Below are 10,392 nucleotides of genomic sequence, written 5' to 3' on the forward strand. Positions count from 1 at the left end.
GCCCCTCGCTTCGCTCCGGACCCCCCGCGCCCGGTACGCTCACCGCCGTGCCACAAGCTGATCAGTCCCCCCACAACGAGAAACCCGCGGGGCCGCCGAGGCCCGCGCGGGTCGCCGCGACCCCCCTCGGCGAGCTGGCCCGGGCGCTCGGCGCCCCGGACCCGGCGAGCGGCGCCGAGGTCACCGGCATCACCCACGACTCGCGTGCGGTGCGGCCGGGCGACCTGTACGCGGCGCTGCCGGGCGCGCGGGCCCACGGCGCGGACTTCGCCGCCCAGGCCGCCGCCCTCGGCGCGGCCGCCGTGCTCACCGACCCGGCCGGCGCCGACCGCGCCGCGGCCACCGGCCTCCCGGTCCTCGTCACCGAGGACCCGCGCGGCCGGATGGGCGAACTCGCCGCCACCGTCTACGGCCGCCCGGGCGACGCCCTGCTGCAGATCGGCATCACCGGCACCTCCGGCAAGACCACCACCGCCTACCTGATCGAGGGCGGCCTGCGCACCGCGCGCTCCACCGGGCTGATCGGCACGGTCGAGATGCGCATCGGCGACGAGCGGATCAAGTCCGAGCGCACCACCCCCGAGGCCACCGACCTGCAGGCCCTGTTCGCGGTGATGCGCGAACGCGGCGTCGAGGCCGTCGCCATGGAGGTCTCCAGCCACGCCCTGGTGCTGGGCCGGGTGGACGGCTGCGTCTTCGACGTGGCCGTCTTCAACAACCTCAGCCCGGAACACATGGAGTTCCACCGGGACATGGAGGACTACTACCAGGCCAAGGCGAGCCTGTTCACCCCCGAACGCAGCCGCCTCGGCGTGGTCAACACCGACGACGAGTACGGCCGCCGCCTCGCCCGTGAGGCCGGCGTCCCGGTGATCACCTACTCCGCCGACGGCAGCCCCGACGCCGACTGGCGCGCCGAGGACGTCCGCACCGGTGCCATGGACTCCGCCTTCACCGCGGTCGGCCCCAAGGGCGAGCGGATCACCGCCCGCGCTCCGCTGCCGGGCTGGTTCAACGTGGCCAACACCCTCGCCGCGATCGTCGCGCTGTCCGCCGCCGGACTCGACCCGCAGGCCGCCGCCGACGGCGTCGCCGCGGTGCCCGGCGTCCCCGGCCGCCTCGAGCGCGTCGACGCCGGCCAGCCCTACCTGGCGGTCGTCGACTACGCCCACAAGACCGACGCCGTCGAGTCGGTGCTGCGCGCCCTGCGCCCGGTCACCGAGGGCCGCCTGCACGTGGTCATCGGCTGCGGCGGCGACCGCGACACGACCAAGCGCGGCCCGATGGGCGCCGCCGCGGCCCGTCTCGCCGACACCGCGCTGCTCACCTCCGACAACCCCCGCTCCGAGGACCCCCTGGCGATCCTCGCCGCGATGCTGGAGGGAGCCGCCTCGGTGCCCGCCCACGAGCGCGGCGAGGTCCGGGTCTTCGAGGACCGGGCCGCGGCCGTCGCGGCCGCCGTCGCCCTCGCAGGGCCCGGCGACACCGTGCTGGTCGCCGGCAAGGGCCACGAACAGGGCCAGGACATCGCCGGCGTCGTCCGGCCCTTCGACGACCGCCAGGTCCTCCGCGAAGCCATCCAGAAGACCCAGGCACCCCAGAAGACCCAGGGATGAACCAGTGATCGCCCTCTCCCTCGCCGAGATCGCAGAAGCCGTCGGCGGGCAGACGCACGACATACCGGATCCGTCCGTCCAGGTCACCGGACCGGTCGTCCGCGACTCCCGTGACGTGACGCCAGGAAGCCTCTTCGCCGCCTTCACGGGCGAACGCGTCGACGGACACGACTTCGCGGCGCAGGTCGTCGAGGCGGGTGCGGTCGCCGTCCTGGCGGCCCGCCCCGTCGGCGTGCCCGCGATCGTCGTGGACGACGTCCAGGCCGCCCTCGGCGCCCTCGCCCGCCACGTCGTGACCCGCCTCGGCGCCACCCTCGTCGCCCTGACCGGGTCCGCCGGGAAGACCAGCACCAAGGACCTCATCGCCCAGGTGCTCGGCCGCAAGGCGCCCACCGTCTGGACGCCGGGCTCGCTCAACAACGAGATCGGGCTCCCGCTCACCGCGCTCAGCGCCACCGAGGAAACCCGTTTCCTGGTGCTGGAGATGGGCGCCCGCGGCATCGGCCACATCCGCCACCTGTGCGGCCTCACCCCGCCCCGGATCGGCGTCGTGCTCAACGTGGGCAGCGCCCACATCGGCGAGTTCGGCGGCCGGGAGCAGATCGCCCAGGCCAAGGGCGAGATGGTCGAGTCGCTGCCGTCCGCCGAGGACGGCGGCATCGCCGTGCTGAACCTGGACGATCCGTACGTCAAGGCCATGGCCTCCCGAACCACGGCGAAGACGGTCTTCTTCGGCGAGTCGGACGAAGCGGACGTCCGTGCCGAGAACGTCCGACTCACGGACACCGGACGCCCCGCGTTCCGCCTCCACACACCCTCCGGGTGCAGCGATGTGACAATGCGCCTGTACGGTGAGCACCACGTGTCGAACGCGCTCGCCGCGGCCGCCGTCGCCCATGAGCTGGGCATGTCCGCGGAAGAGATCGCCCTCGCGCTCTCCGAGGCGGGCTCCCTCTCCCGTTGGCGGATGGAGGTCACCGAGCGCCCGGACGGCGTGACCGTCGTCAACGACGCCTACAACGCGAACCCCGAGTCCATGCGAGCAGCCCTGCGCGCGCTCGTCGCCATGGGTGAGACCGCACGGGCCAAGGGGGGCCGTACGTGGGCGGTGCTCGGCCAGATGGCCGAGCTCGGGGACGAGGCTCTCGCCGAGCACGACGCCGTCGGACGGCTCGCCGTCCGGCTCAATGTCGGCAAGCTCGTCGCGGTCGGTGGCCAGGAGGCCCGCTGGCTGCAACTGGGCGCATACAACGAGGGTTCGTGGGGTGAGGAGTCGGTGCACGTGTCCGACGCAGAGGCGGCGATCGACCTGTTGCGCAGCGAGCTGCGACCGGGGGACGTCGTCCTGGTGAAGGCTTCCCGGTCGGTGGGGCTCGAGAAGGTCGCCGAGGCGCTGCTCGAGGGTGAGGTCGCCGCCCGATGATGAATCAGATCCTGTTCGCGGGAGTCATCGGCCTCTTCCTGACTCTGATCGGCACCCCGTTGCTGATCAAGCTGCTGGCCAAGAAGGGCTACGGCCAGTACATCCGCGACGACGGCCCGCGCGAGCACCACAGCAAGCGCGGCACGCCGACCATGGGCGGCATCGCCTTCATCCTGGCGACGATCATCGCGTACTTCGCGGCCAAGCTGATCACCGGCAACGAGCTCACGCTCTCCGGTCTGCTGGTCCTCGGCCTGATGGCCGGCATGGGCCTGGTCGGCTTCCTCGACGACTACATCAAGATCGTCAAGAGGCGCTCGCTCGGCCTGCGGGCCAAGGCGAAGATGGCCGGCCAGCTCATCGTGGGCGTCGCCTTCGCGGTGCTCTCGCTGCAGTTCGCGGATATCCGGGGCAACACCCCGGCCTCCACCCGGATCTCCTTCGTCGAGGACTTCGGCTGGTCGATCGGCCCGGTGCTGTTCGTGGTCTGGGCGCTGTTCATGATCCTGGCCATGTCGAACGGCGTGAACCTCACCGACGGCCTCGACGGCCTCGCCACCGGCGCCTCGGTGATGGTCTTCGGCGCCTACACCTTCATCGGCATCTGGCAGTTCCAGGAGTCCTGCGCCAACGCCGGCACGCTCACCAACCCGGGCGCCTGCTTCGAGGTACGGGACCCCCTGGACCTCGCGGTGGTCGCCGCGGCCCTGATGGGCTCCTGCTTCGGCTTCCTGTGGTGGAACACCTCGCCGGCGAAGATCTTCATGGGCGACACCGGCTCGCTGGCCCTGGGCGGCGCGCTGGCCGGCCTCGCGATCTGCTCCCGCACCGAGCTGCTGCTCGCGCTGCTGGGCGGTCTGTTCGTCCTCATCACCATGTCGGTGGTCATCCAGGTCGGCTCCTTCAAGATGACCGGCAAGCGGGTCTTCCGGATGGCCCCGCTGCAGCACCACTTCGAACTCAAGGGCTGGTCCGAGGTCCTGGTCGTGGTCCGCTTCTGGATCATCCAGGGCATGTGCGTGATCGTCGGACTGGGCGTCTTCTACGCGGGATGGGCGGCGAACAAGTGACCCACGGCCAGGAGTGGCGGGGGGACGATCTGCGGGGGAAGAACGTCACGGTCGCCGGGCTCGGAGTCTCCGGCGTACCGGCGGCCAAGGTCCTCGCGGGACTGGGCGCGCACGTCACCGTCGTCAACGACGGCGACGACGAGCGGGCCCGCACCCAGGCGGCCGAGCTCGCCGAGCTGGGCGTCGACGTCCGCCTCGGCGACGGCGACACACTGCCGGACGGCGCCGAGCTGATCGTCACCGCGCCCGGCTGGCGGCCCGACAAGCCGCTGTTCGCCGCCGCCCACGAGGCCGGCGTGCCGGTCTGGGGCGACGTCGAGCTCGCCTGGCGCCTGCGCGACCTCGACGGCCGCACCCCCGCCCCCTGGCTCTGCGTCACGGGCACCAACGGCAAGACCACCACCACCCGGATGCTCGCCTCCATCCTGGAGGCCGCCGGACTGCGCACCGCCGCCGTCGGCAACATCGGGGTCTCCCTGCTGGACGCCGTCCTCGGCGACACCGCCTACGACGTGCTCGCCGTCGAGCTCTCCAGCTACCAGCTGCACTGGGCGCCCTCGCTGCGCGCCCACTCCGCCGCGGTCCTCAACCTGGCGCCGGACCACCTCGACTGGCACGGCTCCATGGAGGCGTACGCCGCCGACAAGGGCCGCGTCTACGAGGGCAACCAGGTGGCCTGCGTCTACAACGTGGCCGACAAGGCCACCGAGGACCTGGTCCGCGAGGCCGACGTCGAGGAGGGCTGCCGCGCCATCGGCTTCACCCTCGGCACCCCCGGTCCCTCCCAGGTCGGCGTCGTCGACGGCATCCTGGTCGACCGGGCCTTCGTCGAGAACCGGCAGAAGAACGCCCAGGAACTCGCCGAGGTCTCCGACGTCCGGCCCTCGGTTCCGCACAACATCGCCAACGCGCTGGCCGCCGCCGCGCTGGCCCGCGCCTTCGGCGTCCCGGCCGGCGCGGTCCGCGACGGGCTGCGGGCCTTCCGGCCCGACGCCCACCGCATCGCCCACGTCGCCGACGTGGACGGCGTCGCCTACGTCGACGACTCCAAGGCCACCAACACCCACGCGGCGGAGGCCTCCCTGGCCTCCTACGGGTCCGTGGTGTGGATCGCCGGCGGACTCGCCAAGGGCGCCACCTTCGACGAACTGGTCACCAGGGCCGCCGACCGGCTGCGGGCGGTGGTGCTGATCGGCGCAGACCGCGCACTGATCCGCGAGGCGCTGGAGCGCCACGTGCCCGAGGTGCCCGTGGTCGAGCTCGACCGCACCGACGAGGGCGCGATGGCCGCCGCGGTCGCCGAGGCCCGCGCCCTCGCCCAGGAGGGCGACACGGTGCTCCTGGCGCCCGCCTGCGCCTCCATGGACATGTTCGTCAACTACAACGCCCGGGGCGAGGCGTTCGAGAGGGCAGTCGGCGAACTGGCCTGACCCGAAGGGCGGTCGCGGGGACTCCCCGGCCGCCCTTCGCCGTCCGCCCGCCGGGCCGGACCCCGCGCGCGACCGCCGGGTCCGGCGGGTCCGGCGGGTCGGACCCGGGCGCCGGGGAAGGCGTGGTTGGATCGGTCGCCGATCGGAAGGGGTGCCATGGAACGCAACGGGACGAAGCGACCCGCGAACCCGGGCCGCCGCAGCGCCCGCGTGCCGGCGCCCGCGGCGGTCAGGCCCGCCGAGCCGGTGCGGGAGAACCCGGTGCGCCGCACGGTCGGCCGCGCCCGCAAGGCCTGGGACCGGCCGCTGACCGCCTACTACCTGATCCTGGGCGGCAGTTCGCTGATCACCGTGCTCGGCCTGGTGATGGTCTACTCGGCCTCGCAGATCACCGCCCTGCGCTACTCGCTGCCCGGCGCCTACTTCTTCCGCAAGCAGCTGCTCGCCGCCGTCATCGGAGGCGTGCTCCTGCTCGTGGCCTCCCGGATGCCGACGAAGCTGCTCCGGGCGCTCGCCTACCCGACCCTCGCCTGCTCCGTCTTCCTGATGGTCCTGGTGCAGATCCCCGGGATAGGAGTGGCGGTCAACGGCAACCAGAACTGGATCCCGCTGGGCGGCAGTTTCCAGATCCAGCCCAGCGAGCTCGGCAAGCTCGCCCTGGTCCTGTGGGGCGCCGACCTGCTGGCCCGCAAGCAGGACAAGCGGCTGCTGACCCAGTGGAAGCACCTGCTGGTCCCGCTGGTGCCGGTGGCGTTCCTGCTGCTCGCCCTGATCATGATCGGCGGGGACATGGGAACCGCCATCATCCTCACCGCGGTCCTCTTCGGCCTGCTGTGGCTGGCAGGGGCCCCCACCCGGCTGTTCGCCGGGGTGCTGTCCGTCGCGGGCGCCATCGGCGTCTACTTCATCACCAGCAGCGACAACCGGATGGCCCGCCTCGCGTGCCTCGGCGCCACCGACCCCGGTCCCGACGACCGTTGCTGGCAGGCGCTGCACGGCCTCTACGCGCTCGCCAACGGCGGCCTGTTCGGCTCGGGGCTGGGCGCGAGTGTGGAAAAATGGGGACAACTCCCCGAAGCGCACACGGACTTCATCTTCGCCGTCACCGGCGAGGAACTGGGTCTGGCGGGGACGCTGTCGGTGCTCGCCCTCTTCGCCGCTCTAGGCTATGCGGGCATCCGCGTGGCCGGACGCACGGAGGACCCCTTCGTACGGTATGCCGCGGGAGGCGTGACCACCTGGATCACGGCCCAGGCCATGATCAACATCGGTGCGGTGCTCGGTCTGCTGCCGATCGCCGGCGTCCCGCTCCCGCTGTTCTCCTACGGCGGATCCGCCCTGCTGCCGACCATGTTCGCCGTCGGGCTGCTGATCGCGTTCGCGCGTGACGAGCCCGCCGCGCGGGCGGCGCTTGCGATGCGCCAACCCCGCTTTGGTAAAAAGCGGGCGGGGAAGAACCGGCCGGTCCGGGAACCCCGTCGATGGAACACGATGCGACGGCGCGCCACGGCGCGTTCGTCCGGAGAGCGGTGAATTTCGGTGCATGTCGTACTCGCCGGCGGAGGAACCGCGGGCCACATCGAGCCCGCGCTCGCCCTCGCGGACGCCCTGCGCAGGCAGGACCCGACCGTGGGCATCACGGCCCTGGGCACGGAACGCGGTCTGGAGACGCGCCTGGTGCCCGAACGCGGCTACGAGCTGGCGCTGATCCCGGCGGTCCCGCTGCCGCGCAAGCCCACCCCTGAGCTGATCACCGTCCCCGGCCGGCTGCGCGGCACCATCCGGGCCGCCGAGGAGATCCTGGAGCGCACCAAGGCGGACGCCGTGGTCGGCTTCGGCGGCTACGTCGCGCTGCCCGGCTACCTGGCCGCCAAGCGCCTGGGCGTGCCGATCGTCATCCACGAGGCCAACGCCCGCCCCGGCCTGGCCAACAAGATCGGCTCCCGGTACGCCTCGCGCGTCGCCGTCGCCACCCCGGACAGCAAGCTGCGCGGGGCCCGCTACATCGGCATCCCGCTGCGCCGCTCCATCGCCACCCTGGACCGCGCCGCCGTGCGCGCCGAGGCGCGCGCCGCGTTCGGGCTGGACCCCAACCTGCCCACCCTGCTGGTGACCGGCGGCTCCCAGGGCGCCCGCCGGCTCAACGAGGTGGTCCAGCGGATCGCCCCGCGCCTGCAGCAGTCCGGCGTCCAGATCCTGCACGCGGTCGGCCCGAAGAACGAGCTGCCGCAGGTCCACCAGATGCCGGGGATGCCCCCGTACATCCCGGTCGGTTACCTGGACCGGATGGATCTCGCCTACGCGGCGGCGGACATGATGCTCTGCCGGGCCGGCGCGATGACCGTCGCCGAGCTCTCCGCCGTCGGGCTTCCGGCCGCCTACGTCCCGCTGCCCATCGGCAACGGCGAACAGCGGCTCAACGCCCAGCCGGTGGTCAAGGCGGGCGGCGGCATGCTGGTCGACGACGCGGAGCTGACGGAGGACTGGGTCCTGCAGAACGTCATGCCCGTGCTCACCGACCCGCACCAGCTCTACCAGATGTCCCGCGCCGCCGCGGAGTTCGGCCGCCGGGACGCCGACGAACTCCTCGTCGGCATGGTGTACGAGGCCATCGCCGAGGCCCGCCGCGCCTGACCGCCCGCGGGCGGTGGGCGGGGAGCGGACCGGCAGTACGCACGACGCAGCACGACGGAGGGCAGGGAGCGTGGCCGCAGCGACGACGGAGGCCGAACGCGGTGACCGCCGCCCGGACCCGGCCGAGGAGGCCGGGCCCGGCGGCCCCTCCTGGCGCGGCCGCCTCCCCGCCCCGCCGAGCCGGCGCACCCTGGTGGTCGCCGGCGCGGTGGCGGCGGTGCTGGCCGCCGGCATCGTCTGGCTGCTGTACGGCTCCGCGTGGCTGCGGGTCGCCGAGGTGGGCGTCGCCGGCACCCGCGTGCTCGGCGAGGACGAGGTGCGCCGCGCGGCCGCCGTCCCCGACGGGCTGCCGCTGGCCTCCGTGGACACCGAGGCGGTCGAGGCGCGGGTGCGCGGGGCACTGCCCCGGGTGAAGTCGGTGGAGGCGGACCGGGACTGGCCGCACGGCGTCACCCTGCGGGTCACCGAACGCACCGCCGTGCTGATCCTCGCGGAGCGCGACGGCTTCACCGAGGTCGACGCCACCGGCGTCCGGTTCGCCACCCTGCCCAAGGCCCCCGGTTCCGTGCCGCTGCTCGAACTCGACCCGGCCTCCGAGCGGTCCGCGGCCTCGACGCTGCGCCGGTTCGGCCGCGACCGGCTGGTGCGCGAGGCGGTCCGGGTCGCCGGCGACATCCCGGACCAGGTGGCCCGCTCCACCCGCACGGTCAAGGTCCGTACCTTCGACGCCTACTCGCTGGAACTGAAGGACGGACGCACCGTCCGCTGGGGCAGCCCGGAGGACGGCGCGGCGAAGGCCCGTACCCTGCTGGCCCTGATGAAGGCAACCCCACGGGCCCGGCACTTCGACGTCAGTGTCCCCTCCGCCCCTGCGTCATCAGCGAGTTGACGCACATCAGCGCAGGCCAGCACCCGGACTGGGCAGTCACGCGCTTGATCACATAGGGTGAAAAGAAAAGCGGGAGGTTCGGCGTGTTCGTTGAACGTGCGCCACTTGTCGACCTAGTGTCCTGTTCGGAATAGTCCAGGGAACAGACACACTGGTAACCCTAAACTTCACCGTTAGGGTTCGGGTCGGCGTTCGGACCGTCCCATTCGGCATCAGCCGGCGCAGCGCGGGGAACCCGCGAGGCGTCCGGCACGTAACTCGAGGCGAGAGGCCTTCGACGTGGCAGCACCGCAGAACTACCTCGCAGTCATCAAAGTCATCGGTGTCGGCGGCGGTGGTGTCAATGCCATCAACCGGATGATCGAGGTCGGTCTCAAGGGCGTCGAGTTCATCGCCATCAACACCGACGCTCAGGCGCTGTTGATGAGCGACGCCGACGTCAAGCTCGACGTCGGCCGCGAACTCACCCGCGGACTCGGCGCCGGCGCCAACCCGGCGGTCGGCCGCAAGGCCGCCGAGGACCACCGCGAGGAGATCGAGGAGGTCCTCAAGGGGGCCGACATGGTCTTCGTGACCGCCGGCGAGGGCGGCGGCACCGGCACCGGCGGCGCGCCCGTCGTGGCCAACATCGCCCGTTCGCTCGGTGCGCTGACGATCGGCGTGGTCACCCGCCCGTTCACCTTCGAGGGGCGCCGCCGCGCCAACCAGGCGGAGGACGGCATCGCCGAGCTCCGCAACGAGGTGGACACCCTCATCGTCATCCCCAACGACCGGCTGCTGTCCATCTCGGACCGCCAGGTCTCGGTCCTCGACGCCTTCAAGTCGGCCGACCAGGTCCTGCTCTCCGGCGTCCAGGGCATCACCGACCTGATCACCACCCCGGGTCTCATCAACCTCGACTTCGCCGACGTCAAGTCCGTGATGTCCGAGGCGGGCTCCGCCCTGATGGGCATCGGCTCCGCCCGCGGCGACGACCGCGCGGTGGCCGCCGCCGAGATGGCCATCTCCTCGCCGCTGCTCGAGGCGTCCATCGACGGCGCGCGCGGCGTCCTGCTCTCCATCTCCGGCGGCTCCGACCTCGGTCTGTTCGAGATCAACGAGGCGGCCCAGCTGGTCAGCGAGGCGGCCCACCCCGAGGCCAACATCATCTTCGGCGCGGTCATCGACGACGCGCTCGGCGACGAGGTCCGGGTCACCGTCATCGCCGCCGGGTTCGACGGCGGCCAGCCGCCCGCCAAGCGGGAGAACGTCCTCGGCTCGGCCTCCGCCAAGCGTGAGGAGCCGGCCGCCCCGTCGCGGCCCGCCGAGCCGGCGCGCCCCTCCTTCGGGT

The 10,392-nt window shown here is 72.6% G+C and carries 8 protein-coding genes; all 8 read left to right on the top strand.

What is annotated here, in order from left to right; all coding sequences use genetic code 11:
• Nucleotides 1-1,616: UDP-N-acetylmuramoyl-L-alanyl-D-glutamate--2,6-diaminopimelate ligase (locus ACOV8S_RS11435; protein ID WP_448317669.1), on the top strand; the 1,616-nt coding region annotated here is incomplete at its 5' end.
• 4 nt (nt 1,617-1,620) lie between these two features.
• A complete protein-coding gene (locus ACOV8S_RS11440; RefSeq protein ID WP_448317670.1) occupies nt 1,621-3,039 on the top strand; it encodes a UDP-N-acetylmuramoyl-tripeptide--D-alanyl-D-alanine ligase in 1,419 nt (472 codons plus the stop codon).
• Nucleotides 3,039-4,109, top strand: a complete 1,071-nt coding sequence (mraY, locus tag ACOV8S_RS11445; protein ID WP_351114462.1) for a phospho-N-acetylmuramoyl-pentapeptide-transferase — start codon at nt 3,039-3,041, stop codon at nt 4,107-4,109. Before ACOV8S_RS11440 ends, mraY begins: the two co-directional genes overlap by 1 nt.
• A complete protein-coding gene (gene murD, locus ACOV8S_RS11450) occupies nt 4,091-5,539 on the top strand; it encodes a UDP-N-acetylmuramoyl-L-alanine--D-glutamate ligase (RefSeq protein WP_448317671.1) in 1,449 nt (482 codons plus the stop codon). Before mraY ends, murD begins: the two co-directional genes overlap by 19 nt.
• A gap of 156 nt (nt 5,540-5,695) precedes the next feature.
• A complete protein-coding gene (ftsW, locus tag ACOV8S_RS11455; protein ID WP_448317672.1) occupies nt 5,696-7,072 on the top strand; it encodes a putative lipid II flippase FtsW in 1,377 nt (458 codons plus the stop codon).
• Nucleotides 7,073-7,078: 6 nt separating this feature from the next.
• Entirely contained in the window at nt 7,079-8,173 is a 1,095-nt protein-coding gene (gene murG / locus ACOV8S_RS11460; protein WP_448317673.1) for an undecaprenyldiphospho-muramoylpentapeptide beta-N-acetylglucosaminyltransferase, read from the top strand.
• A gap of 70 nt (nt 8,174-8,243) precedes the next feature.
• Entirely contained in the window at nt 8,244-9,062 is an 819-nt protein-coding gene (locus tag ACOV8S_RS11465) for a cell division protein FtsQ/DivIB (protein ID WP_448317674.1), read from the top strand.
• A 279-nt stretch (nt 9,063-9,341) separates the two neighbouring features.
• The coding region (ftsZ, locus tag ACOV8S_RS11470; protein WP_448317676.1) for a cell division protein FtsZ at nt 9,342-10,392 on the top strand (1,051 nt) is incomplete at its 3' end.

The organism is Streptomyces sp. CO7 (genome assembly GCF_053474865.1).

What these genes read in the sequence shown, in the direction of transcription:
- mraY (WP_351114462.1), top strand. Translation starts at nt 3,039, where the DNA reads ATGAATCAGATCCTGTTCGCGGGAGTCATCGGCCTCTTCCTGACTCTG.
- murD (WP_448317671.1), top strand. Translation starts at nt 4,091, where the DNA reads ATGGGCGGCGAACAAGTGACCCACGGCCAGGAGTGGCGGGGGGACGAT.
- ftsW (WP_448317672.1), top strand. Translation starts at nt 5,696, where the DNA reads ATGGAACGCAACGGGACGAAGCGACCCGCGAACCCGGGCCGCCGCAGC.